This window comes from Chlamydiota bacterium (genome assembly GCA_016178055.1).
In the GTDB taxonomy this organism is placed as follows: Bacteria; Auribacterota; JACPWU01; order JACPWU01; family JACPWU01; genus JACOUC01.
In genome coordinates this window covers 15,009-39,764 of the sequence record JACOUC010000035.1, presented here as the reverse complement: position 1 = coordinate 39,764, position 24,756 = coordinate 15,009, and the positions used below count along the sequence as shown (strand labels likewise).

Genomic DNA, 24,756 nt, shown 5'->3' with positions numbered 1-24,756 from the left:
TGCCCCATTTATCTATACCCTCTTTTAATACATCCTCAAAATTTTTTATTTTGAATCCTCGATAAGGTTGGAGCAAGTCTCTTCGCCACCTTCAATTCTGTTAGTGCCTCTCTTCTAAATTTCTCAACCTCCTCTTTCATTCCTAACTTTTCATAATAGAGGGAGAATTTTTTATAAAGCTGATTAAGTTGAAGATGAATATTGTAGTTTAGCGGTTCTAATCTTTGAATGAGTATAAGATAGTCGTAAAGTTCATTCAGATATTCTTTCGTAGATAAACTGCGTTTAAGAGGAGGGATTTTTTGCATGAGAAGGGCTTTGCGATAGAGAATCTGAGTGTTCTTTTGATCATAGTACATGGCATGGGTAAGAAGGGTATGGGTCTCTTCGAGGGGGAGCTCTATCGTCTTTCCATTATCGTCTCTTCCTTGCCCTTGTTCAACTTTGAAAAGATACCAACCTGCTTTTGAAATACGATAGCAGAAGGAAACGGAATACATACAAAAAGAGATGAGAACAAGTTGTGTCCATCTTGGAAAGTGGATGGTTCTTCCTTTCCCCCAAGGGATATCTCTTTGTGACTTAGGTTCTAATCTTAAGGGGAGTGTGGAAATGGCAACGGCACTTAAGAACACAAAAACGTTAGCAGGAATATGGAAATTAAATTCGAAAATTGAGTGCAAAAGAAATGAAAAACATGCCGCAAAAGCTCCAAAGGCAAGATAGTCAGTGGAATCACGTCTTCTTATTTTTAGGACTTTTAAATAAGTACGAATTCTAAAGATGCAAAGTATCATTGGGACTAAGCAAAGGAGTCCATATTCTGTAAGGGCTTGAACATAATCATTGTGGGCATGCTGGATGTAGACATCTGGAATGGACTGAGATAAGGGGTAAACATCTCCGAATGTATCTGCGCCTGTCCCAAATAGAGGGAATTTAGAAAATAAAGTCAGTGCGTCTTCCCAGATTTTGAAGCGAAAGGATTCTCCCAAGTAGATATTCTTTGTTAGATTGAGCCATTTGTCTGTGAAGGGCCATTTCCCGATCCAGAGAAGGAACATGCTTGAACTTAAGAGGATGCAAGCGCCCGGTGCGATATGTTTCCACGAGATACGAGTGTGCTGACAGGAAAGAAGAGTGAAACAGATAGATCCTAAAATAAGATTTATAACGGCGCCTCTGGATCGAGAAAAAAAAATGGCAAGCATGAGGATGGAAGAGATCCCCATCAAAAAAAGTATTTTGGAATTCCTTTCAGATGTGAATTGAAAAAATCTTTCCTTCCATCCAGCTTCCTGAACTTCATTTTTTGAGAATTCGAATCCAATAAGACCGACCGTGATAAAGAAACATACGCTCAGGTAATTTCCATAGTGGTTTGGGTTGATGAATGTTCCTGTTGCAACATTAATTAAATGACTACTTTCCGGATAGAAATTCTTGTAACTAAAAATTGACTGACTCCCCGAAAGATGTTCTACCAGACCATACACTGCCTCAAAAAATCCCATCAAAGAAATGAGCAGGGCAAGGAACTGAACATTTTTTGTTTTGGTACATAAACGGAGGATCCATACATAAAAGAGAACATAACCAGAGTGTTGAATCAGGTATTCGTAAGTTTTCATAGGAAGAAAGCTTAAAGGATACCATGATAAAGACTGAGGAAGAGTGCTGACGAGAAGATGATAGCGATTCGGCGATAGAAACTTATAGAGGATGATAGGGAGTGGCAAGAGTTGCAATAAGATCAGTGTAAATAAAGTGATTAGAATCCATCCAAAATTCAGAGAAAGAGGAAACTGGAGTCGTCTACTCTGAGAGAACTGGTTATAAAAGAATAAAGACGATGCGACAAAAACAAAAATGATACTGGGCCCCCAACCCCATATAGGTTTTGCCCCAAAGGGAAGTGGAGAAAGGACAAGGGTGGAGAGAAGGATAAGGAAAGAGAAAAAATCAAGAAGACTATTTCCCTTGGAGAGATACCAACTCCTCATTTTGAAAAGACTTATTACGCGCGTTCTTACTTTGATTTGCATCCCGATAGTTATAATAATATTTATAATTATATTGGTAATAATAACCAGAGCCTTTGGGGGTAATCTGGTTTAAGATCACTCCAAGCACTTTTGCATGTGATTCCACCAAACGCTGGAGACATGTCGTGGCCGGTTTCTTAGAAGTTCTATTTGCTTTGATGGTGTAAATAACACCATCAACCATGGATGACAGGACAAGGGCATCGGCAACAGCCATGACAGGGGGAGAATCAATGATAATCCTTTGAAACCGAGTTCTTGCCCACTCTATAAGTGAGCGCATTTTCTGAGAACCTAAAACCTCCGAGGGGTTAGGCGGAACGGTACCACAATGTAAAATGGACAGGTTAGGAATTTCAGTCTCAAAGATAACAGATTCTGGAGCACTATTACCAGTCAAGTAGCTGCTTAAGCCAGTTTTCGGAACTTTGTATGGAATAACATGTTGAAAAGAAGGCCTTCTCATGTCAGCATCAATCAGAAGAACCTTCTCACCTGTAGAAGCCATGGTTATGCCAAGATTCATCGCTTCAGTGGTTTTTCCTTCCTTAGGATAAGTACTTGTGACCAGAAGAACAGGGTACTGCTTATCAACTGCAGAAAGAGAGATGGCCGTTCGAACATAGCGGTAGGATTCTGCAAAATTGGAATTTGGGAAATAAAAAGATGCAAGGGCTACATCACGAGAGTTCATTCGTTTCTTGATCACAGAAGCAAGGGGAATATGGCCGAGAACAGGAAATCCACATGTTTTCTCTACATCTTCATCATTTTTGAAAGTATTGTCAAAATATTCTAAGAGAGATACAAGTCCAGAGCTCAAAAGAAGAGATAAAAAGAAAGCTTTAAGAAAGATTCTAGTCTTGATCGGCCAGGCAGGAGATGAAGGTGGCTCAGCCGGATCAACGATAGATATATTATTTGTTTTCAAACCTTCTAATAAATTTGTTTCTTTGATGCGATTAAGGAGGGTATTAAAAAGTTCTTGATTAACATCTACCTCTCTTTTGAGAACTCTATACTGAATCTGTTTTTGACGAAGGTCGGTAATTTGAACAATTTCTTGATTCAACTTTTCAGAAATGGCAGCCAGTTCTTGCTTAACCCGAATAATTTTTGGATGTTTTTCTTTGTAACGTTTCTCGAGTTTAGAAAGTTCTTCTTCCAGATTCACCTTTTCTTTTGAATAGTAACTAAACGAAACCGATTGATCTTCCGATAGATCAGTTTTAGGGAGGCTGATGATATTGTTTTCTTTTACATAGCTCGCAAGATTTTTTTCAGCCTTGTTAATCTTATTCTGCATTCCTTTCAGCTTCCCAGAGAGCCACTTCACTGCATATCGCACAGCCTCTAATTTTCGCTCTAAATTTTGTTCAATGAAAACGCTGGCGATCGTATTTGCAATGAGAGAAGCTCTTTCAGGATCCGTATCTTTAACAATGATACTGGACATACTGGTATCCCGCACGGGCTCAATTCGATAGGAAAGGATAAATGCATCAATCGACATCATATCTTTTAAATGGAGTTTATCATAAACCAAAGTTGCAAATTTCTTTGAGGTCATAATTTTATATTGAGTGGAGAGATAAACCCCTTCCCAATTTACTTGATACACTTCATCAACAGGCATGACCCTTTTCTGCTCTTTTTCAATCAAAATTTTGCAGTTGGCCTCATAAAGGGGTTTGGCAGAGTAAATTTTTATAGCAACGATGGAAAGAACGGCAACAATAACGAAAGAAACGAGCCACTTCCTTTTCCAAAAAATTCTTAGATAATCTGAAAGATGCTTACTCGTTTGCGCTATTTCATTTTTGAAGGAAAATGATCCAGGGATGACACGATCGGAATGAGATGGCATGGTTCTCCAAAGTTGAGATTAAGTTTTTTATAAAAAACTTTCAGGAATGGTTATAATATCGCCCGGCTTAAGTTGGACATCCTTCTTTTTATCGCCGCTTTTTAGAATTTTTTGAACAGGGACTTTGATGACTTTTTTAACACCCCCTTCAGTTCTGATGACTCGGGTCCCATTGGGTGAAGCAACTTTTGAGAAGCCGCCGGCAAGAGTGATGGCGTCCACAACAGTCAAACCGTTCATAAAATCATATTGACCGGGTCGGCTGACTTCTCCTAGAATGTTGATCTTTCCAAGTCGAGTTGTGGGGATTTTAACAATATCATTAGGGAGAAGGTCTATATCTTTTTCTTTGAAATTTTCGCCAGAAAGTGTTTCATCGGATACTTCAGTAAGGTCCACATGAAAAATTTTCTTTTCTTCTCCCTCAACTCGAACGATTGAAATTTTGCTCCGGTCGGCAAGTGAGGTCGTTCCCCCAGCCATGTAAATAGCTTGCATAAGGGTTGTCTTTGTAGAGAGCTTGTAAGGGCCCGGTTTCTGAACTTCGCCTAGAAGGTAGATACTGCCGAATTCTTTTACAGAAACGGTTACGATAGGATTGATGAGATAGTCCTTCTCAAGTTGCTCTTTTAAGAGTCGTTGCACTTGCGAGACATTTAGCCCTTTGACTTTAACATTTCCTAGTAAAGGGTAGTCGATTCGACCACTTTGGCTCACTCGAGCTGTAAGAGACAGATCGGGTTCATCATACACGGAGACCTCCAAGACATCGTCGATTCCGACCAGATAATCATTGGTGGCTTGAGAAAAGGATGGTTTAAAAAGGAAAAGAAAAAAAATAAAGAGAAAGAAACCTACTCGTTGCGTTCGAAGCATTTTTTAACCATCCCTTTCCCAGCATCAAGTTAGAAAGAATTTTAGTACTTAGCAGATACCTTCCACATGACTCTGTTGTCATTATAGTCAAAATCATCGAAATTGGAACTTCGATCATAATAGTTGTATTCGACTCCTGTGGTAAGCCATTCACGGAAAGGATAGGTAACCCCTGCTTTGACACCATAAAGATCATCGTTTCTGGCTCCGGTAACAGAATCAACAGTGACGGTTTCGTCATAATCATTGGTTTGATAAGAAAATCCGAGAACCCCATTCAAATTCCAAAAAAGCTTCTGGTCCAAAGTGGCGGATACATAATCTGTGAAATAAAAATCATTCGTTACAAACACCGATTCAATGGCTGTTCGCGTATACGCGACCGTCAGGGAAGTTTCTGGACTGAAATATTCAGTGACAGATAAATCCACCACTAAATTGGATAAATCCTGACCATTGTCATAGTCACGATTTTGATAACCGGCCTTGGCTGTCCCAACCATCCTTGTAAAAAGTTCTCCTGTTAAGCCAGCACTGATTTGGTCATAGTCTCCGTCACGATTATTCGTATCGTCAGGATATATGAGGAAGCCATGAGAATATTCCAAAAGAGCTTTTGTCTTAGTAAAGAGACGATAATAACCCGTAGCACGGACAACATGCTCATATCGGTCAATTGAATCGAGTGAATCGTCATCATAAAAAGTGAAAAATAGATTGTAGCCCGTTTCAAAGGAAAACCGATTCCAATCCTTTGTTCCGATTGCAAAGTTATAGGTGTTTTCGTTTCGGTCGACTCTCTCCGTAAACTCTGTATCAGATCGTAAAGAGGTTCTTCTAAACATATCAGAGTTAATGACGTAGAATTTAGGAAAGTTAAAGTCCAGAGTTCCTCGAACGCTTTGGGCAACAAAGTCCTGACTTCCAAATTCAGAAAAATTAAGAAAATCAACCTGATAGTCTAGAGAGAAAAGATGACGATCTCCATCAAATGGAACAAAGATGGACAAACCTGGACTTGTGGTGAAAATGAAGCCATCTTGTTCGTTAGCGGGTTCCAGGAAAATGTTGTCGTCATATTGCGTAGAAAAATCTAGGCGCGGATGAAACCAGTGAAGGGTTTCCTTCATTTTATCTTTTCCAGGTGCTTTGGCAAATGAGACTTCAGCCTGAACTCCCATAGAACCAAGTAAAAAGCTCATTCCTAAAAGAAACAAATAAATCTTCCATTTCTTCATTTTATTTTCCCCCTGTTTTTAAAGTGATGTTTGTGATTCACAGCCAAAAATATGCTCAAAATTTAGCTTGGACTGACTTCTGTCGGTGCTTCTGTTTCAGGCGTTTCTTCTTCTTCAGTTACGATCTCAGACTCGCTATCCGCATTATCTGGAGTTGCCAAGCTTGTATTAGAAGCCCCTGAGGACTGAGTATTTGAGCTGATAGCGACCCAGTTTCCATTTTCGTTCTGGGTGATTCGAACAGTCTCACCCGTTTTGAAATTTGCTACATCGTTATTAACATTGAGAGCGAGTGCACCCTCTTTGACATAAATGACAGTTCCAGGTTGTAGGGCTGGGGCTTGATCCCCGGTATGAAGAGTAATCGTTGTTCCATCTTTATAATAAATAATAATCTCACCTGAAAAATATTGAATAACGGGAGCTTCTTGACCGCCCGTGGCTACCGGTGGGGCTGCTTCACTTGAGGATACGAACTGTGAAACGGGTGAGAGAATTCCAAACGTTACAAGAGTGATGATGAAAGCGAAAAGAAATATTTTAAATCTCATGTAGATTTTCCCCCTGTTTGTTGGTTGAGAGACAAAACAACTTTTTAAAAAGCTGAAAAGAAGCACGAAATAAAAAAACCCAGAATTGTCTAAAAGATTAACCAAAATTAGAATTGACTGTCAAGAAAGATTATTGAGCAATAAACATTGCAATCATCTTATTATAAGTTACTTGAATAAATCAATAAAAAATTATAATGTTAAAACGTTTTATAAAAAACTCTTTATTTTTAAATTTTCAATTTAAATTCAACCTCTATTTTTCTTATGCTCATTTTAGGAATTAATGCTTATCATGCGGACGCTTCAGCCGCAATTTTACTTGATGGCTTGTTAATCTCTGCTGTGGAAGAAGAGCGTTTTCGTCGTGTAAAACATTGGGCGGGGTTTCCAACACAAGCCATTCAATCGTGTCTTAAAGAAGCGGGTGTATCTTTAGCTCAAGTGGATCACATTTCGATTTCAAGAGACCCCAAAGCGAATTTTTTTAAAAAAATAAAATTTTTACTTTCTCATCGTTTGAAATCTTCTTTTCTCAAAAATCGGGCGAAAAATTTTTCTAAGGTCAGAAATTTACGAGAGGTTTTGAGCCTTGAATTTGATCTTCCTCGTTACCAGATGAAATCAAAATTGCATCCCGTGGAACATCATCGCTCTCATATGGGAAGTAGTTTTTTTGTCTCTCCTTTTGAGGAAGCTGCTGTTATTTCAATTGATGCCCTCGGAGATTATGTCAGTACCATGTGGGCTAAGGGGCAGGGGAATAAAATGAAGGTTTTAGGATGCGTGAATTTCCCGCATTCTTTAGGCTTCTTTTACACGGCTGGGACTCAATTTTTAGGGTTCCCTCATTATGGGGATGAATATAAGGTGATGGGATTGGCTTCCTATGGAAAGCCCATATATATAGAAGGGTTTCGTAAGATGATTCGCTGGGATGTATCAAAAGGCCTTCAATTGGACTTGAATTTTTTTAGGCATCACAATGAAGGGGTTGCGATGAGTTGGGAGGGAGGAGAACCTGTCATTGGAACGATGTACTCTCAAAAATGGGAAGAACTTTTGGGTTCCGCTCTGAAAAATGGGGAGGAGTTAACCCCTCATCACCAAGATATTGCAGCTTCTTTACAATTTGTATTTGAGGAAATTTATTTTGCAATATTAAATCATGTTTATCAGCGAACTGGGCTAAAGAAATTATGCCTTGCTGGGGGTTGTGCGATGAACAGTGTCGCCAATGGCAAGATTTTCGACCGGACTCCTTTTGAGGAGGTTTATATTCAGCCTGCTGCTGGGGATGCTGGAACTGCCATTGGCAGTGCCTATTACGTTCATCATCAAATTTTGGGGAATCCCCGAAATTTTGTAATGAATCATTCGTATTGGGGGCCGGAGTTTAATCAAGAGGATATTTCAAAAGCCATTCAAAGTGGTGAAATTTCGGATTTCGGATTTCGGATTTCGGATTTACCTGAAGAGGAATTGATTAGGTTAACAGCCCAGGCTATTTCGGAGGGGAAAGTGGTGGGTTGGTTTCAGGGGCCCATGGAATGGGGTGCTCGGGCCTTGGGAAATCGGAGTATTTTAGCGGATCCTCGGCGGCCCGAAATGAAGGATATTTTGAATGCCCGGATTAAGCGCCGGGAACCTTTTAGACCCTTTGCTCCTTCCATTTTGCTTGAGCGGGTCGGGGATTTTTTTGAGAATGATTATCCCGATCCCTTTATGTTAAAAGTTTATCCAGTGAAACAAGAGAAAAGAGGCTTGATTCCGGCCGTCACTCATGTGGATGGGACAGGGAGGCTTCAGACCGTTAGGAAGGAAGATAATTCTCTTTATTGGAGTCTCATCAAAAGTTTTGAATCTTTGACGGGTGTTCCCATCATACTCAACACTTCATTCAATGAGAATGAGCCCATTGTATGTCAGCCAAGTGAGGCGATTAATTGCCTTTTAAGAACAAAAATGGACGTTTTGGTGATTGGAAAATATTTTATTTCAAGAAATGGCAAATAAATAGGAGGGTATAGTATTGAAAAAAGCATTGGTCGCAGGAGCGGGTGGCTTTATCGGGCATCATTTGGTGAAATATCTTAAAACCAAAAATTATTGGGTTCGAGGGGTGGATCTTAAAGAACCTGAATACGAGAAAACACAAGCGGATGACTTTCGCATTCTAGATTTAAGAGAATTTAAGAATTGTAAAGAGGCTTGTTTGGGAATGGATGAGGTTTATCAGCTTGCGGCCGATATGGGTGGGATTGGTTATATTACTGGAAATCATGCCCCTATTTTAAGAAATAATGCTTTGATTAATTTAAATATGCTGGAGGGCGCTCATCATACCAAAGTTAAGAAGTATCTTTATACGAGTAGCGCTTGCATTTATCCCCAATATTTACAGAAAAAGGCTGATGTGGCACCTCTTAAAGAAGAAGATGCCTATCCGGCAGATGCCGAGCCCGGTTATGGCTGGGAAAAATTATTTGCGGAGTTAGCCACTCAGTATTATGGAGAGGATTATAAAATGGAGGTTCATATTGTCCGCTTCCATAACATTTATGGACCGTTGGGGACGTATGACGGTGGAAAGGAGAAGTCACCGGCAGCTATTTGTCGAAAAGTTGCTCTCGCAAAAAGAGAAGATGAGATCGAGGTTTGGGGGGATGGTCTTCAGACGAGATCGTATTGCTTTATTGAAGATTGTGTGGAGGGAATTTTCAGATTAATGCAGTCGACTTATCAAGAACCCTTGAATTTGGGAACGGATCGTTTAGTGACGATTGATGAGTTGGTGGATATTGTAGCGCATATTGCAGGAAAGAAAATCGTCAAGCGGCATGATTTGACAAAGCCTCAGGGTGTGAGAGGAAGAAACAGTGACAATACTCGATTAAGACAGGTTTTGAACTGGGAGCCGGGGACTTCTCTGGAGGAGGGGTTGGAACGTACTTATGAATGGATTTTGGCTCAAGTAAATCAAAACAGTTTAACCCCGTCATTCGACGGGGCAAGAGTTTAAAAAGACGGCTGGAGGCTAGGAAGCTAGAAGCTCGAGGCAAAAGCAAGAAAAACTGGAGAACTGGTGACAGGTGAATGGTAACCGGGTAACCGGTAACGGGCAACTGGCGAACCGAAAGGAGCTGCTGAGATTCCTTCCTCGATTGTTCTTTATCATTTTTTCTATCCTGACGATGTCGTGAGCAGTCGTCATTTTTCTCAATTTGCTGAAGAGCTGGTGAAAAGAGGATGGGAGGTGACGGCGCTGGCTTCAAACCGTTATTGCCGCTATCCTGATCAAAAAATCGAAAAGAGAGAAGAGATTTGGAATCAGATTCGGATTATAAGAATTTGGCGCCCTGCATGGAATCAGGCGCATAAATTCTTGCGTTTAGCCAATTCGATTTGGATGATTTTGGGATGGTTTTTTAAAATTCTTATGCTTCCAAGAAAAGATGTCATCATTCTTGGGACGGATCCCCAATTTTCCCCTTTGTTATTTTTTGGCCTAAAATGGTTTGTGCCAAAATCTAAATTAGTCCATTGGTGTTATGATCTTTATCCAGAAGCGATTATCTCGGATGGAGCTAAGGGAGCCAGTTTATGGTTCGCTCGTCGATTCAAAAAATGGATGGGATGGGCATATAAGAGAGTTGATTTGATGGTGGATATTGGTCCTTGCATGAGAAAGCGTTTGGATGCATACCATCATCGGGCAAGGGCTGAAACCCTGGTTCCATGGGCGCTGGTGGAGCCTGATCAGATTGAATCCGGAGATTTTCAGGTTCGTAGGAAACTCTTTGGAGATGCCAAGCTAGGATTATTGTATTCTGGAAATATGGGTAAGGCTCATGATTTTTCACTTTTTCTTCAGTTAGCTCGGGAGCTTCGGGTGAAAAATTCTAAAGTTGTGTTTTGCTTTGCCTGTCGGGGCAATCGATTCCAAGAGCTTCGTGAAGCGGTAACTTTAGAGGATTCCAATATCCGTTTTGCTTCTTTTGCAAATGAGGAGGATCTTGAAAAAAGATTAAATGCAGCGGATATTCATTTAGCGAGTTTGCGTTCAGAGTGGGATGGAGTTGTGGTCCCTTCAAAATTTTTTGGCTCTCTCGCAGTCGGAAAACCAGTGATATATGCGGGATCTGAAAATTCTTCCCTTGCTGAGTGGATTCGAGAATTTAAGGTGGGGCTTATTTTGACAGATCAAAATATTTCTTCGGTTAGAGATGAAATTTTGAAAATAGCAGAATCGCCTCAACAATTGCAACTTTCAAGAGAAAATGCTTATAATGTGTACCGTCGCTTTTTCTCAAAAAAAGTTGTGATGGACAAGTGGAATAGGGCTTTGAGGGATTTGATTCAGAATAGTGAGAGAGAGGTCGAGTTGAATTGAGAACCTATCTTGCCGCTTTTATCATTTCATTGATGGCTTCTTTAATCTTAGTTCCTGTCGTTAAGAGAATGGCTTTTCGTCTAAAAGCGTTTGGGCAAGGAGAGGCCCTGCCCATTCCCCGTTTGGGGGGCGTTGCGGTTTATTTTTCTTTTCTCCTTCCCTTGATTGGCCTTTTCTTTTATGAAAATGGAGTTTCTGTCCTCTTTTGGAATGAAGCCAAACTTTGTTTGGGAATTTTTCTGGGCGGGACATTTATTTTACTGCTCGGAGTCTGGGATGATCTTAAAAATCTTTCTCCCTGGCGAAAGCTAATGATCGAGTTTTTGATCGCGTCCTTCGTTTACGCATGCGGTTTCAAAATTGGCCATATTTCTTCTCCTTCGCTTGAAAAGGCATTTTCGTTGGGGATTTTTAGCTTTCCTGTAACCCTTCTTTGGATTGTGGGTTTGATGAACGCGGTTAATTTGATTGATGGGATTGATGGTTTGGCTTGTGGAATTTCTCTTTTTGTCGTTGTGACGTTGGGCAGCATTGCCTTTATGACGGGTCAGTCTTTGACCATTCTTCTATGTGTCGCTTTAGCGGGATCTCTGTTGGGTTTTATTCGCTATAATTTTAATCCGGCCCAGATTTATCTGGGAGATTCAGGAAGTCTTCTTTTAGGGTATCTTCTTTCTATTTTCTCCATTTGGGGTTCGAATAAGGCCAGTACGATGGTGGCGTTCTTGACTCCGATGGTGGCGTTGGGACTTCCCATTATTGATATGGTGGTGAGTATGTCTCGCCGCTACTTTAGCGGAGTTCCGATCTTTAAAGGGGATCGAGAGCATATTCATCATCGCTTGAAGGGAATGGGGTTTTCCCAAAGAAAAGTCGTACTTCTCCTTTATGGTTTTTGCATTCTTTTAAATGGTCTGGCTTTATTTTTATATGTATCTAATAATCCGCATCTTATTTTAGTTTTTATTGCGCTATGTTCCCTTTTAGGTTTGAAATATTTGGGATATTTGAAGCCTCATGTCTTTAAGGATCGGATAGAAGAATTTGGAAAAATTCGTAAAGAAAGATTTTACCGTTATATATTAAGGGAATTGGTTAAGGGATTAAAAACTCCGGCTCTAGAAGAAAGAGTTTGGCATTTAACAAGAGAGTTTTCTGAGAAGGCGGATTTTGACTATGCTCGTCTTGAAATGGAAAATCTTTCAAAGTCGATAGAATGGTCTCGCAGTGGATTAGAGGGGACACTCCACCCCTATACACAAATTATCTTGCCTCTTTTGGTTGATTTAAAAGTGATTGGAAAAATCGAGCTCAGGAAAGTTCATGCGCCTTTAGATCCTTCTCAAAAAGATCACGCCTTATTTTTAGGAGCGGATCTTCTTACCCGGGAAATTGCAAAAGTGGTAGAAGCATCCTTTGCGCAAGTGAAATAATGAATACATTTGAAGCGACCAATTATTATTTTCAAAAGGCAGCCTCGCTGATTGGACTCAATGAACGAGTCCAGGCCCTTCTCCTCAATCCTTCTAGGGAAGTGAAGGTTTCTATTCCCATGGAAATGGAAGACGGAACGCTCGCTCATTTTACAGGATTTAGAGTTCAGCATAATAATTCCAGGGGCCCTTTTAAAGGGGGTCTTCGATATCATCCGCTCGTCAATCTTGATGAGGTGAAGGGGCTTGCCTCGCTCATGACTTGGAAAACAGCGGTCGTGGATATTCCCTTTGGAGGAGCTAAAGGGGGAATTGCTTGTAATGTGAGCGAGCTTAGTGAACGGGAATTAGAAATTCTAACGCGTAAGTTTGTCCAACAGATTCAAGATTTTATTGGGCCGACCCGGGATATTCCCGCCCCCGATATGAATACCAATGCCCAAGTGATGGCCTGGATTATGGATGAATACTCGAGGAGAGCGGGCTATGCCCCTGCGGTGGTGACGGGTAAGCCCGTTGAATTGGGGGGATCGCAAGGAAGGGAGGCCGCAACGGGGCAGGGGTGCGCTATCATTGCTGAACAATATTTCAAAGATCATGGGAAAGGGCTTAAGGGGGCAAAATTTGCCGTTCAGGGATTTGGAAATGTGGGATCTCATTTTGCTCGTTTAATTGAAGGGAGGGGGGGCCTTATTATTGCTGTCTCGGATTCTAAAGGTGGTACCTTTCATTCTCAAGGATTAAAAATAAAGGACGTTTCAGAGTATTTGAAAAAAGAAAGAACCATTGTAGGCTTTCCGGAAGGGAAGTCTATTACGAATGAGGAATTGCTTGAACTTGAATGTGACTGCCTGGTTCCAGCAGCGTTGGGAGGGGTTTTACATCAAGGAAATGCGGCTCGGGTTCGTGCAAAGGTCATTCTAGAAGCGGCCAATGGACCTACAGATCCCGAAGGAGATGAGATTTTTGAAAAAAAAGGGATTGTCGTGATTCCTGATATTTTGGCCAATGCGGGAGGAGTAGTTGTTTCTTATTTTGAGTGGGTTCAAAATCTTCAGAGTTTTCGTTGGACTTTAGACCAGGTGGTTTCAGAATTAAGACGGGTCATGCTGAAGAGTTATGAGTCTGTGGTCCAGATTGCTTCGTCCAAAAAAATTTCATTGAGAACGGCGGCATTTGCTTTAGGGGTGGGTCGAGTGGCGAAGACTGTGACGTTGAGAGGAATCTAAAAAAGAAATTTCGGATTGCGGATTTCAGATTGCGGATTTAAGGGATTATTTTTTAAACCGCTGGAGATTTAAAATGTCCATCGATGTTTTTTCATTTTTAAAGCGATCGGATTTGTGCCGAGGTTTTTCAGATCATGAAATTTCTGAACTGAAGGGTTGTGCCCAGCTCTTAGAGGTTTCCCAGGGGCATGTTTTGTTTAAGAAAGGGGATTTGGCGGATGCCCTTTATCTGATTGGCCAAGGGGCTATAGAAATTCGCCTTCCTGCGGGGGCGCATGAAGAAACGATTGCACGTCTGGGTGAAAATGCAGTTTTGGGAGAGGTTGGAATTCTAACAGATCAAATAAGATCGGCTACTGCTGTGGCTGTTTTAAAGACGACGCTTCTTAAAATGAACCGAGGAGCCCTCGAGCGTTTTTTGTCTGAGGGAAGGCTGGGTGCTTTTAAATTAATGTATCAAATTGCCAAAATTTTGAGTTTCAGATTACGTCAGATGGATGAAGCGTTTGCAAATATGTTGGGGCAGACTCAGCGGCCCCATGAACTCAATCAACTTCGTGCTCGACTACAAGCCGATTGGCCATTTTAAACAATTTTAGATTGGGGATTTCGGATTGCGGATTTTATGAGCGAGAAAAAAATTTCTTTAAATACTTATAAGGTTTCCAGTCCATGGACGGCTACGGTTCTTGAAAATATCAAATTAACGGCCGATTCAAGTCCGAATGATACTCGTCATGTGGTCATCAATCTTCAAGGAAGCTCTTACGAATATGTTGAAGGTCAAAGCGTAGGAATTCTCCCGCCAGGGATAGACGAGAAAGGGAAACCTCATGCGGTGCGTCTTTATTCCATTGCTTCTCATCGCAGAGGAGAAAAAGGGGATGCTCAAAGTTTATCGGTATGCGTGAAGCGGGTCGTTTATCAAGATCCCGTGACGGGTCTTGAAAAAAGGGGAGTAGGCTCAAACTTCATCTGTGATTTAAAAAAAGGGGATGCTGTAAGAATTACAGGGCCCGTAGGCAATCGTTTTCTCTTGCCCGAGCATGTGAACGATCCCTCTTATATTTTTATTGCGACAGGGACAGGAATTGCGCCATTTCGGGGAATGTTAAAAGAGCTTTTTCAGAAGGGTTTTCAAAATCACGCATGGCTGATTTTTGGAACGCCTTATCGTTCAGATATTCTCTATGAGAAAGAATTTCAAAATTATGAAACACATCAAAAATTTCATTTTGTGACGGCCGTGAGTCGTGAAGATAAGAATAGAGATGGAACTAAAGTTTATGTTCAGCATCGTTTGCTAGAGCATCAGAAGGAACTCGTTCCTATTCTAACGGATACCAAGACGCTGATCTATATCTGCGGCTTAAAGGGAATAGAAAAGGGAATTTATGAAACCCTTCAATCTATTTTATCCCCGACCGCTTATGAGGAGCTCAGAAAAAGAATTTTAGTTGAGGTGTATTAATCCATGCCATCTTCACTCGCTCATTCCATGGTCAGTGCCATTTTTTATAAAGGCAGCATTCAAAAAAAGTGGAATTCAGATTGGAAATTGTTGCTCTTTTTTATTTTCTGCGGAAATAGCCCCGATTTGGATTTTATTCCAGGTCTTTTTGTGGGGGATGTCTATCGGTTTCATCATCAATTTTCGCATAGTTTTCTAGGGGCTACGGCCATCGCTCTATTTCTTTGGTTCTTCTACGGAATTTGGCGGAAAACATGGAGAGGAAAAGATTTATTCATCATTTTAGTTTTGGTGAATCTTCATTTAATTCTCGATATTTTTGTTCGAGATCCATCGCCTCCTTATGGCTGTCCACTTTTCTATCCTTTTTATAAAGAGCGGCTGATCAGTCCCTTCGTTTTTTTCGGTCGGACGAGTTTAAGAGAATCTCCTTTTTCATCGAGTAATCTTTGGTCTTATTGGATTGAGTTTGCAGTTTTTGCACCGCTTGTTTTGGCTTGGATTTTCAATGGAAAAAGAAAGGGTTGGGTTTGGATGGTTGCCGGAGCCCTGGTTTTGGGAGTTATCCTACATTATCTTTATTATGCGGATCTCACTTCTTCAAGAGTACAATTTATAAAAGTTTTTCTCTCCTATTGATACCCCCTCTTTTATCAATACCCCCTCTTAAGGTAAGAGGGGCCTGGGGAGTTGGGGGTTTGGGGAGTTATTCCTTTTAGACCCCGTAACCCCTCCAACTCCCCTTTAAACTAAAGGGGAGGGAGGACGTTGCCATTTTTATGGTGGATTTTTAAAATGAATCTTGCTGAAAAGTTAAGTGAATATTCCTATTGTCTTTCCTATCGAGAGATCCCCCGTGAGGTTGTTCATGAGGTGAAACGAAGATTGATTGATTCTTTGGGTTGTGCAGTTGCCGCATTTTCAAGTGTTCCTGCTCAAATGGCTCGACAAGTTATTTGGGAATTTCCTTCTAAAAAAGGATCGACGCTTTTTGGAACACGTTTTAGAACAAGTCCTGAGGCAGCAGCTTTTTACAATGGCCTTCTGATTCGCTATCTTGATTACAATGATACGTATTTATCAAAAGAGCCGGCGCATCCTAGTGACAATTTCTCAGCTGCACTTGCAATGGGTGAAGATCTTCATTCTTCAGGAAAAGATTTTATAACGGCAGTCGTTTTGGGCTATGAAGTTCAATGTCGGTTATGTGATGCGGCTTCCATTCGAGCTCGGGGGTGGGATCATGTGACTTATGGGGCTTTTTCGACGGCATTGGTGGCTGCAAAGTTAATGCATCTTTCCGAAAAAAAGACCTATCATGCGGTTAATTTAGCTGGAGTTGCCAATATTACTTTACGGCAAACACGGGTAGGAGAGTTGTCGATGTGGAAGGGTTGTGCCTTTGCAAATGCGGCTCGTAATGGTCTTTTTGCAGCTCGATTAGCGTCCAGAGGAATGACAGGTCCTGCCCCCATTTTTGAAGGCAGATTTGGTCTTTTTCACTTGGTTTCAGGTCCTTTTAAAATTAAAAAATGGGGTGGAAAAAGAGAACGCTTTAAGATTTTGGATACAGCCATTAAATATTTTCCGGTTGAATATCATGCCCAGAGTGCTGTTGAAGCAGCTCTTGAACTTCGTAAGGAGATTTTGAACATCGATGAGATTCGATCTATTCACGTTAAGACATTTAAGGCGGCCATTGAAATTATCGCAGGAGAACGTGAAAAGTGGCATCCTGTTTCTCGAGAGACAGCGGATCATAGTTTGCCTTATTGTGTGGCTGTGGCCCTGATGGATGGTAAGATGGAATTGGAGCAGTTTTCATTACGAAAAATTCAGGATGAAAAACTTCATAATCTTATTTTAAAAGTAAAGGTTGAAGAGGATTTAGGTTTAACACGCCTTTATCCAAAGGCAGTTCCTATATCTTTAAAAATCGTATTAAAAAATGGGCATATTCTTAAAAAAGAAATTCTTCATTCAAAAGGATATGCGGCTCGACCTCTTACGGATTTAGAGGTAGAGGAGAAATTCAAAAATTTGACCCGAAAGATTTTTTCACCCAACCAGCAGAAGCACATTTTGAACCAACTTTGGAATTTGGAAAAAATGGAGGATGTCGGAGCAATTTTGAGGCTATTTCGAAATTTAAAAATTAAAAATCAAAGATCAAAATGACAGATCAAAAATTAAAATTGAAGGACCTTTTAAAAAAGAAAAAAACGATCGTTCTTCCAGGTGTCTTTAATGCTATTAGTGCTCGAATGGCTGAAAGTGTTGGTTTTGAGGCTGTTTATCTTTCAGGGGCGGGCCTGAGCAATGGCCTTTTGGGGAAGCCCGATATTGGGCTTTTGACATTACCCGAAGTAGCCCAGCAGGTTCGATATATTTCAAATTGTGTTAAAACCCCCATTTTAGTGGATGCCGATACAGGTTTTGGAGGTCTTCGGAATGTGACGCGAGCCGTTTTGGAATTAGAAGGGGCTGGAGCATCGGCAATGCAAATTGAAGATCAGAACACTTTTAAAAGATGTGGTCATTTACCAGGAAAAACCTTAGTTGATGCTCAAGAAATGGCTCAAAAAATTCAGACGGCGGTTCAGACAAGGGGAGATAAGGATTTCTTGATTATAGCCCGCACCGATGCGAGATCGGTTCTGGGATTAGAAGAGGCTATTCGGAGGGCAAAAATTTATCTTAAAGCAGGGGCGGATGTCATTTTCCCTGAGGCCTTGGAATCTCGTCAAGAATTTAAGGAGTTTTCTAGCAAAGTCGAAGCGCCTCTTTTAGCGAATATGACCGAATTTGGTAAAACCCCCTATATTTCTGTTCAAGAATTTCACAAATTGGAGTATGATCTGGTAATTTTTCCAATGACAGCCTTTCGAGTGATGATGCGTTCTCTGGAAGCTTCATTTGTAGAAATTAAAAAAAAGGGGTCTCAAAAAGGGCTTCTTCCGAAAATGCAGACAAGAAAAGAACTCTACGATCTCATCAACTATCAAATTTAGGAAGGTTCATCATGGGCAACACCGAATTAAAATCTCAAAAATCCTATAGCCCCGGCTTAGAGGGTGTCATTGCGGGCCCCTCACAAATTTCAGAAATTGATCCTCGGACCGATCATTTGACTTATCGAGGTTACGATATTCATGAACTTACAAAATATTCTGTCTACGAAGAAGTTGCTTATCTTTTGCTTTTTGGGACGTTGCCTAAGAAAGATGAATTTAAAAAATTTTTGAACGAATTAATTCTAAACCGTCCGATTCCCCAACCCCTTCTTGAGATGTTTAAACAGTTTCCTTCTTCATCTCACCCCATGGATCTCTTGAGGACCGGGGTTTCCATGTTGAGTGTGTTTGATCCCGATCGAACGGTTCATACCCATGATGCAAATCTAAAAAAGGCTATTCGATTGATTGCGCAGTTTCCAACGCTTGTTGCTGCCAGTTTTCGACTGACGCGAGGGGAGAAGGTTATTTCCCCTCTTTCGGATGGAACGCATGCAGAGAATTTTATTTACATGATGAAAGGGAAGAGGCCCGACGCCGAGGCCACTCGTATTTTTGATCGGACCCTGATGATTTATGCTGAACATGGCTTTAACGCGTCCACCTTTTCAAGTCGTGTAACAGCCTCAACCCTTTCCGACATGCATTCAGCGATTACCTCTGGGATTGGGACTCTAAAGGGGTCTCTTCATGGAGGGGCGAATGAAGAGGCGATGAAGATGATTTTAGAAATTGGGGAACCTTCAAAAGCAAAATCTTGGATTGATGAAGCCTTGGTTCAAAAAAGGAAAATCATGGGGTTTGGGCATCGGGAATATAAAAAAGGGGATCCCCGTGCAAGACTTTTAAAGCCCTTCGCCGAATCTTTGGGAAAGAAAATGGGACAAACAAAATGGATGGAAATTTCTGAAGTGATTGAAAAGGTCATGCTCAAAGAGAAAAATCTTTATCCCAATGTTGATTTTCCTGCAGCGGTTGTTTTCTATTTACTTGGGTTTCCGACCGAGATTTATACCCCCATCTTTGCGTTGGCAAGAATTGCAGGATGGTCTTCACACGTGATTGAGCAACTGGATCATAACCGTCTCATTCGTCCTGAATGTGAATATACCGGGAAGCGAGATGAGCCTTATATTCCGATTGAGCAAAGGTGAGGGGCTTACAGTTTTTTTTCAAGAATTTGCCATATTAAATTTTCTAGACTTTCCATCTGAAAGGGTTTTGAAAGGTGGGGTCGGTCCGCTTCACTTAGGAAAATTTGAGTCTTTTTATCATGCGTATCTCCCGTGATGAAGATCACTTTTTCTTTTTCTGAGGGGCATGCAGTTTTTATCCATTCATAGAGTTCTTTTCCATTCATGTAGGGCATTCTTAAGTCTACCAGATAGAGATCAAATTTTGTTTTTTCAATAATCTTTTTTCCCTCCTGTCCATCCATCGCTGTTGTGACTTCATGTCGGTTCCTTAAGAGATCGGTTAAAAGGGTTTGAACAGAAGGATCATCTTCAATAATTAAAATTTTTCCCTTTTTAGAGATTCGACGTCTTTTCGGGGGGATGGGCGTTCGTGTAGAGATTTGGTCTGGAGCTTTAATGGGAAGTTCAATGATAAAGGTGGATCCTTCTTTCGATTGACTCTCGACATGAATATTTCCTTCATGACTTTGGATGATTCCGTAAGAGATCGAGAGGCCAAGACCTGTTCCCTTCCCTACTTCTTTGGTTGAAAAGAAGGGGTCGAAGATACGCATCAAATTTTCTTTGGGAATGCCGACTCCTGTATCCTGGATGGAAAAGAAAATTTTCTCATTTTTCTGATACGACTGAATGGTTAATTTCCCTCCCTTTTCCTCCATCGCCTGACATGCATTGTTCAAAATATTTAAGAAGGCCTGGCTGATGAGAGAGGGATCGGACATGGTCATGGGAAGTTGAGGGTCCAGCGTTTTTTTAAGGAGGATGTTGTTTTTTCGAATATCGGGTTCAACGAGTAAAAGGGTCCCCTCCATGGTTTCATTAAGGTTGTAATAAATTTTTTGGGGAGGAGTGGTTCTGGAAAACTTCAAAAGGGATTCAACGATTTTTTTTGCGGCGAGAGCCGATTCTTCGATAATTTCCATGTATTTTGATAATTTATCGTTCGTCTTCATGGCTTTAAAGATTTGGACGTAGCCCAGGATTGGGGTTAATTTATTGTTCAGTTCATGCGTGATTCCCGTGATCAGTTCTCCAATGGCTGCAAATTTTTCTGAACGGATCAGTTCAGCCTCCGTTTCTTTTAACTGTCGGGTACGCTCTTCAACCATTTGCTCTAGATTCTTTCGGTACTCCTCGACTTGATCTCGAGATTTTCGTAAGAAAAGTGTCATTTGATTGAAGGAGGAAGCGAGTTCTCCAATCTCATCTCGAGAGTAAACTTTTACTTCATAAGTCAAATCGCCTCGGGCAATTTGGCGAGTTCCATACACCAGTCTTTGAATCGGTCGAATAATCAGTTGGACTAAGATAATGGTGATCAGGATCCCGACAAAGGCAACGAGTAAGGTAATCATGCCGATCGCCTTTTGAATTCTCAAGACCGATTGATTAAGGCTAACCAGGGATAATCCCACTCGAACAGTTCCAATTTTTTCTTCGATGATCTGACCTTCAATCTTAAGCCTTCTCTTAATTTGTTCCAGAATGCCTAGGTATCCTGGTAGGAGTTCTCCCCGTTCATGTGTTTTCGAAAGACGACGGGTTTTAACAATCGTGGCAATGTCAAAAGCTTGGGGGAGATCTATCTTGATTGAAAGCGGTTGGATCAAAGTTTCTTCTCCAGGGAATTTGATTTTTAAGGCATGATCGATCAGGGGAAGAGGAATGTTGGGTTTCAGGGCATTCCCAAGATAATATTCAACCAAAATTTTTCCTTGTGAATCGTGGATGACGCAATAAGACACATCTGATTCTTGAAGAATCCCTTGGGCTAGCTTTGCTAGAACGTCTGTATTACTGGTTAAAACGCCATATTCACTGTTAAAGGCAAGGGTCCTGGAAAGGGCAATCCCTCTGGATTTAAGAAAATTAACATAGTCTTTTTCTTTACTGTGAAGGAAGAAGAATCCTAACGTGAGGGAGGTGAGAATAATGAGGAGGGTCGTCAGCAGAATGAATTTTAAAGAGAGCCCTAATTTTATCTTTTTAAATTGCATGACCCATCCTTTTTAGAAATTCTATACCATCCTATCTAAAAAATTGAGTTGTATAAACGAAAAACCCCTCTTACGATAAGAATCGCAAGAGGGGCTCTCTTGAGTAGCAACCGTTGGAAAATTAGCGCTTTACAACGTTTGTTGCCTGTTCACCCTTGGGGCCACGTGTCACTTCAAACTCTACTGCATCGCCTTCGCGAAGTGTCTTGAAGCCATCGCCCTGGATAGAAGAATAGTGAACAAACAAATCCTTTCCATTTTCAGGGGTAATGAATCCGTAACCTTTTTGGTCATTGAACCATTTAACTGTTCCTTTGGCCATTTTGAATCCTTTCTGAGTCACACGCTTGGTCTTGCAAAAAAAAAGCGTGAGTTCATCAAGACACTCACGTTTCCATCTCTGGACCGAAGTCTATCTATAACTCGAGGTACATCATACGATGATCATTGGATTGTAGTCAAGGGTTATTTTTTAGTATAAATACTCTGTTTTAAGGCGGTTAGGGGGATGAGAAGAGTCCACAGTCAACAGTCAACGGTCGACAGATTTAAAGGAAGTATTTTTTTCTACGGACTGTTGACCGTGGACTGTGGACTAATTTTCATTGATGGTAGATGCACGTCCGATTTCTTCCCTGGTTTTTGGCTTGGTAAAGAGCGGTGTCTGCCATTTGGATGAGGAGAGAGAGTTTGAGGGCATCTTGAGGATAATTTGCAATTCCGATGCTGAGGGTGAGTTTAAATCGTTTTTCATGAATCCAATATTCAGCTTTTTCAACGCTGGTTCTAATTCTTTCAGCGATATCCAAAGCTTCCTCCACCATGGTTTCTGGGAGTGCAATCATGAATTCTTCCCCTCCAAAGCGGCCAACAAGATCCATGGGTCTTAAGTTTTCTTGAAGGCTCATCGATATTTGTTTGAGGAGAATGTCTCCAACCAAATGACCAAAGTGATCGTTAAAACTTTTAAAATAATCGAGATCGACCATTAAAATGGAACAGGGCTTTTTTTGTTGCTGAAGACGTTTTAATTCTTCTTCCAAAAGTAAAAGCAAGTGTCGTCTTAAATAGACTTGGGTCAGTCCATCCATGAAGGATAAATTCCTGACTTTTTCATAAAGAAGGGTTTCCTTGATTTCCATGCTCAATTGAAGCGCTAAAATCTCTAGAGACTCGAGTTCCTTTTTCTTACAGCCCTCAATGAGAAAGGCGCCCAAAAAAGTTTCTTCATGAAAAAGACTAATTCCTGAAAGGGCCATTCCAGAGAAGATTTCTTGAGGGCTCAATGAAGGATCTTGGTCTGGATGATTGATGAATACGGGAGTTCGTGAATGAATACATCGTGTAAGAAGTTTTTTCTGTGAATCAGTGAAGTTTTCTTCGAAATTTCCTTTTCTAAGCATGGGTTTTTCATTGCGAGAAAGTTCGTAGCATAAAGAGGGGGTGGCGTTATTTTCAGAGGCAGCACTGACCCAAAGCCACCCTTTTTCAAAACTCGTCAGTTGAGAAATGAGGTTGGAAGCAACTTCAATTGTTTTTGAAAATTCGAGTGTTTTATTTAATTCTTTAAGGGATTCGTATAAGGCCTCTTTTTGAGCCAAACTTCTTGCAAGGATTTTAGACTCTTCGAAAATGACGGAGTCACTCATGGCAAGAGATTCGATCATGGTTCTTTTTTGTTGAATAGGAGGGATAAACTTCTCTAAATTTTCTTGTTCTCTTTTCTTAAGAAGAAAGGTCATCTTTAAACAAGAATACCAGCAAAGGCCAAGAATACCTATTTCAAGAAAAATGATAGAAAAGCCTTCACGTTGAAAAAAAATCCAAATTAAAACGAGGCCGAGGATCGAATGATAATTCCACCGATCTTTCTCCATGAGAACTAAAGCAGTAGAAGAGGTTAAGAGTATGAGGATGAGAAACGGTTCCATTATGACTCCAGACACACGCGATTTCTTCCTGTTCTTTTGGCTTGATAAAGGGCTTGATCGGTTCGGTGGATCAAATCTTCCTTACTCAAATCATTCGGTTTCATTTCACTGACTCCAATACTGATGGTCACACTCAAAATTTCACGACGAATTTCGAAGGACAGTTGTTCTATCTTTTTTCTTAAAGTTTCACAGAGTTCTATTGTTTGGCGGATGTTCCATCCTGGAAAGAACGCTGAAAATTCTTCTCCGCCATATCGAGTCGGAAGATAGTTTGGATGAATCTCCTGGCGTAAAATTTCGGAAATTTTTTTAAGAATGCTATCTCCTACCGTATGACCAAATTGGTCATTGATGGATTTAAAATAATCGATGTCAGCCATCAAAAGGGAAAGGGGTTGCCCTTTTTTTCTTGCCTGACCAAATACTTTTTCAAGTTCCTGATGATAATGGGTTGGAACATAGAGTCCCGTTAGCCCATCTTTAATAGAAAGTTCTAGAGTCTCGCCATAGAGGCGGGCATTTTTAAGGGCGGTAGAGGCGATGGTTGAGAGGGTCGCGAGCATTCGTAGGTCTTCAAGTTGGAAGGCGTGAGATTGAATGCTTTCCATGCGAAGAACGCCGAGCAATTTATTTTCAGTAATTAAGGGAGACGCAATCAATGAAAGTTGAGGATTTTTTTTAGATGTTTCTTTAAACCGAAAGTCAGTCGGGAGGTCTTGAACCAATAGATTTTGGTGATTTTTAAGAATCCACGGATTAAAAAGGTCATCAGGATCAATGGATAATGTTTTGCCATCTTCGGTTAAATCGATTTGATGGACCTCGATCAGGGTTTTTAAATTATTATCCAGTAGGAATACACGGGCCTTATCCCCCTTCCCAATCAGTTGATGAGCGGCCTCTAGGGTTTTTTGGCCGGTCGTGTCCAAGGAAAGTGTTGAGACCAGTTTTTCTCCCAGGCATCGAAGGGTTGAAAAATGGGAAATTTTATTTTTAAGGGATTTGATCATGGCTTTATGTTTGGCGTATTGTTCAGATACATCGTTACATTCAGCTTCCAGATGCTGGAGCTCGATTTTCCTTTGAACCCTCATTTTATGAAAGCGCTGCATCGATATAAAAACTGACAGGGTGACCATGGGAGGAATCATTAACCATCCCCAACAGTGGGGGACATTCCCTCTAAAGAAAACGATGCACGATAAAAGAAGGCTTGTGACGGTAGCCATCAAAGTGCCCAGAACACTAAAGCTCATACGGGCGAGCAAGATGATAGGAATATAAAAAAGACTGCTCAACTTGATCCACTCTTGGGGGAGGTTTCGTCCAGGGCTTGTGATGAAGAGTTGGAATGAGACGAGTAGAAGGAATGAAAGGACCGTTAAGACGCGTTCAGATAAATAGCGATTCATGACTGATCTCTTAAGGGGTTAGGAGAGGTGAGTTTTGAGGTCTGGAGGGAATAAGGGTTCGAATTTCACGGGTCAAAACTCAAGGTCTGTCACCCAATGC

At 40.9% G+C, this 24,756-nt stretch carries 20 protein-coding genes; 11 read left to right on the top strand and 9 right to left on the bottom strand.

The window, feature by feature from the left end; genetic code table 11:
- Positions 1–35 precede the first annotated feature (35 nt).
- From HYS07_04690 to HYS07_04670, 5 genes are all read right to left on the bottom strand, one after another.
- The gene (locus tag HYS07_04690) at positions 36–1,631 is read right to left on the bottom strand and encodes an O-antigen ligase family protein (protein ID MBI1870474.1); all 1,596 of its coding nucleotides are present in this window, start codon (positions 1,629–1,631) and stop codon (positions 36–38) included.
- Between the two features lie 340 nt (positions 1,632–1,971).
- Entirely contained in the window at positions 1,972–3,912 is a 1,941-nt protein-coding gene (locus HYS07_04685) for a polysaccharide biosynthesis tyrosine autokinase (protein ID MBI1870473.1), read from the bottom strand.
- A 27-nt stretch (positions 3,913–3,939) separates the two neighbouring features.
- On the bottom strand, positions 3,940–4,788 hold the full coding sequence (locus HYS07_04680; GenBank protein ID MBI1870472.1) for a polysaccharide biosynthesis/export family protein: 849 nt from the start codon (positions 4,786–4,788) through the stop codon (positions 3,940–3,942).
- A 41-nt stretch (positions 4,789–4,829) separates the two neighbouring features.
- Positions 4,830–6,026 (bottom strand): outer membrane beta-barrel protein, encoded by a 1,197-nt coding sequence (locus HYS07_04675; protein ID MBI1870471.1) that lies wholly within the window; start codon positions 6,024–6,026, stop codon positions 4,830–4,832.
- Positions 6,027–6,088: 62 nt separating this feature from the next.
- Entirely contained in the window at positions 6,089–6,577 is a 489-nt protein-coding gene (locus tag HYS07_04670; GenBank protein ID MBI1870470.1) for a hypothetical protein, read from the bottom strand.
- Positions 6,578–6,844: 267 nt separating this feature from the next.
- Here HYS07_04670 and HYS07_04665 point away from each other — a divergent pair, with 267 nt between their 5' ends.
- From HYS07_04665 to HYS07_04615, 11 genes are all read left to right on the top strand, one after another.
- Positions 6,845–8,593: a carbamoyltransferase gene (locus HYS07_04665; protein MBI1870469.1), complete on the top strand. Its 1,749-nt coding sequence runs from the start codon at positions 6,845–6,847 to the stop codon at positions 8,591–8,593.
- A gap of 16 nt (positions 8,594–8,609) precedes the next feature.
- Positions 8,610–9,599, top strand: coding sequence for an NAD-dependent epimerase/dehydratase family protein (locus HYS07_04660; GenBank protein MBI1870468.1), 990 nt, complete (start codon positions 8,610–8,612; stop codon positions 9,597–9,599).
- A 177-nt stretch (positions 9,600–9,776) separates the two neighbouring features.
- Positions 9,777–10,970: a glycosyltransferase family 4 protein gene (locus HYS07_04655; GenBank protein ID MBI1870467.1), complete on the top strand. Its 1,194-nt coding sequence runs from the start codon at positions 9,777–9,779 to the stop codon at positions 10,968–10,970.
- Positions 10,967–12,403 (top strand): undecaprenyl/decaprenyl-phosphate alpha-N-acetylglucosaminyl 1-phosphate transferase, encoded by a 1,437-nt coding sequence (locus tag HYS07_04650; protein MBI1870466.1) that lies wholly within the window; start codon positions 10,967–10,969, stop codon positions 12,401–12,403. Before HYS07_04655 ends, HYS07_04650 begins: the two co-directional genes overlap by 4 nt.
- The gene (locus tag HYS07_04645; protein ID MBI1870465.1) at positions 12,403–13,632 is read left to right on the top strand and encodes a glutamate dehydrogenase; all 1,230 of its coding nucleotides are present in this window, start codon (positions 12,403–12,405) and stop codon (positions 13,630–13,632) included. Before HYS07_04650 ends, HYS07_04645 begins: the two co-directional genes overlap by 1 nt.
- A gap of 73 nt (positions 13,633–13,705) precedes the next feature.
- Positions 13,706–14,221 (top strand): cyclic nucleotide-binding domain-containing protein, encoded by a 516-nt coding sequence (locus tag HYS07_04640; protein MBI1870464.1) that lies wholly within the window; start codon positions 13,706–13,708, stop codon positions 14,219–14,221.
- A 36-nt stretch (positions 14,222–14,257) separates the two neighbouring features.
- A complete protein-coding gene (locus HYS07_04635; GenBank protein MBI1870463.1) occupies positions 14,258–15,103 on the top strand; it encodes a ferredoxin--NADP(+) reductase in 846 nt (281 codons plus the stop codon).
- A gap of 3 nt (positions 15,104–15,106) precedes the next feature.
- Positions 15,107–15,742 carry a metal-dependent hydrolase gene (locus HYS07_04630; GenBank protein ID MBI1870462.1) on the top strand — a complete coding sequence of 212 codons (636 nt, stop codon included), beginning with the start codon at positions 15,107–15,109 and terminating at the stop codon, positions 15,740–15,742.
- A 156-nt stretch (positions 15,743–15,898) separates the two neighbouring features.
- Positions 15,899–17,281 (top strand): MmgE/PrpD family protein, encoded by a 1,383-nt coding sequence (locus tag HYS07_04625; GenBank protein ID MBI1870461.1) that lies wholly within the window; start codon positions 15,899–15,901, stop codon positions 17,279–17,281.
- Positions 17,278–18,114 (top strand): methylisocitrate lyase, encoded by an 837-nt coding sequence (gene prpB, locus HYS07_04620; GenBank protein ID MBI1870460.1) that lies wholly within the window; start codon positions 17,278–17,280, stop codon positions 18,112–18,114. Before HYS07_04625 ends, prpB begins: the two co-directional genes overlap by 4 nt.
- 11 nt (positions 18,115–18,125) lie before the next feature.
- Positions 18,126–19,271 carry a citrate synthase gene (locus HYS07_04615; protein ID MBI1870459.1) on the top strand — a complete coding sequence of 382 codons (1,146 nt, stop codon included), beginning with the start codon at positions 18,126–18,128 and terminating at the stop codon, positions 19,269–19,271.
- A gap of 5 nt (positions 19,272–19,276) precedes the next feature.
- Here the strand turns inward: HYS07_04615 and HYS07_04610 are convergent, their stop codons facing one another.
- The 4 genes from HYS07_04610 to HYS07_04595 all read right to left on the bottom strand — a co-directional run bounded on the left by HYS07_04610 (position 19,277) and on the right by HYS07_04595 (position 24,656).
- Positions 19,277–21,310: a response regulator gene (locus HYS07_04610; GenBank protein MBI1870458.1), complete on the bottom strand. Its 2,034-nt coding sequence runs from the start codon at positions 21,308–21,310 to the stop codon at positions 19,277–19,279.
- Between the two features lie 121 nt (positions 21,311–21,431).
- A complete protein-coding gene (locus tag HYS07_04605) occupies positions 21,432–21,632 on the bottom strand; it encodes a cold-shock protein (protein MBI1870457.1) in 201 nt (66 codons plus the stop codon).
- A 280-nt stretch (positions 21,633–21,912) separates the two neighbouring features.
- Entirely contained in the window at positions 21,913–23,241 is a 1,329-nt protein-coding gene (locus tag HYS07_04600) for a GGDEF domain-containing protein (protein ID MBI1870456.1), read from the bottom strand.
- Positions 23,241–24,656: a sensor domain-containing diguanylate cyclase gene (locus HYS07_04595; GenBank protein ID MBI1870455.1), complete on the bottom strand. Its 1,416-nt coding sequence runs from the start codon at positions 24,654–24,656 to the stop codon at positions 23,241–23,243. The genes HYS07_04600 and HYS07_04595 overlap by 1 nt, the downstream gene beginning before the upstream one ends.
- Positions 24,657–24,756 lie beyond the last annotated feature (100 nt).

Excerpts from the sequence above, each read along its gene's own strand:
- HYS07_04690 (MBI1870474.1), bottom strand. The coding sequence starts at position 1,631 with ATGAAAACTTACGAATACCTGATTCAACACTCTGGTTATGTTCTCTTT.
- HYS07_04685 (MBI1870473.1), bottom strand. The coding sequence starts at position 3,912 with ATGCCATCTCATTCCGATCGTGTCATCCCTGGATCATTTTCCTTCAAA.
- HYS07_04680 (MBI1870472.1), bottom strand. The coding sequence starts at position 4,788 with ATGCTTCGAACGCAACGAGTAGGTTTCTTTCTCTTTATTTTTTTTCTT.
- HYS07_04675 (MBI1870471.1), bottom strand. The coding sequence starts at position 6,026 with ATGAAGAAATGGAAGATTTATTTGTTTCTTTTAGGAATGAGCTTTTTA.
- HYS07_04670 (MBI1870470.1), bottom strand. The coding sequence starts at position 6,577 with ATGAGATTTAAAATATTTCTTTTCGCTTTCATCATCACTCTTGTAACG.
- HYS07_04665 (MBI1870469.1), top strand. The coding sequence starts at position 6,845 with ATGCTCATTTTAGGAATTAATGCTTATCATGCGGACGCTTCAGCCGCA.
- HYS07_04645 (MBI1870465.1), top strand. The coding sequence starts at position 12,403 with ATGAATACATTTGAAGCGACCAATTATTATTTTCAAAAGGCAGCCTCG.
- HYS07_04640 (MBI1870464.1), top strand. The coding sequence starts at position 13,706 with ATGTCCATCGATGTTTTTTCATTTTTAAAGCGATCGGATTTGTGCCGA.
- HYS07_04635 (MBI1870463.1), top strand. The coding sequence starts at position 14,258 with ATGAGCGAGAAAAAAATTTCTTTAAATACTTATAAGGTTTCCAGTCCA.
- HYS07_04630 (MBI1870462.1), top strand. The coding sequence starts at position 15,107 with ATGCCATCTTCACTCGCTCATTCCATGGTCAGTGCCATTTTTTATAAA.
- HYS07_04625 (MBI1870461.1), top strand. The coding sequence starts at position 15,899 with ATGAATCTTGCTGAAAAGTTAAGTGAATATTCCTATTGTCTTTCCTAT.
- prpB (MBI1870460.1), top strand. The coding sequence starts at position 17,278 with ATGACAGATCAAAAATTAAAATTGAAGGACCTTTTAAAAAAGAAAAAA.
- HYS07_04615 (MBI1870459.1), top strand. The coding sequence starts at position 18,126 with ATGGGCAACACCGAATTAAAATCTCAAAAATCCTATAGCCCCGGCTTA.
- HYS07_04610 (MBI1870458.1), bottom strand. The coding sequence starts at position 21,310 with ATGCAATTTAAAAAGATAAAATTAGGGCTCTCTTTAAAATTCATTCTG.
- HYS07_04605 (MBI1870457.1), bottom strand. The coding sequence starts at position 21,632 with ATGGCCAAAGGAACAGTTAAATGGTTCAATGACCAAAAAGGTTACGGA.
- HYS07_04600 (MBI1870456.1), bottom strand. The coding sequence starts at position 23,241 with ATGGAACCGTTTCTCATCCTCATACTCTTAACCTCTTCTACTGCTTTA.
- HYS07_04595 (MBI1870455.1), bottom strand. The coding sequence starts at position 24,656 with ATGAATCGCTATTTATCTGAACGCGTCTTAACGGTCCTTTCATTCCTT.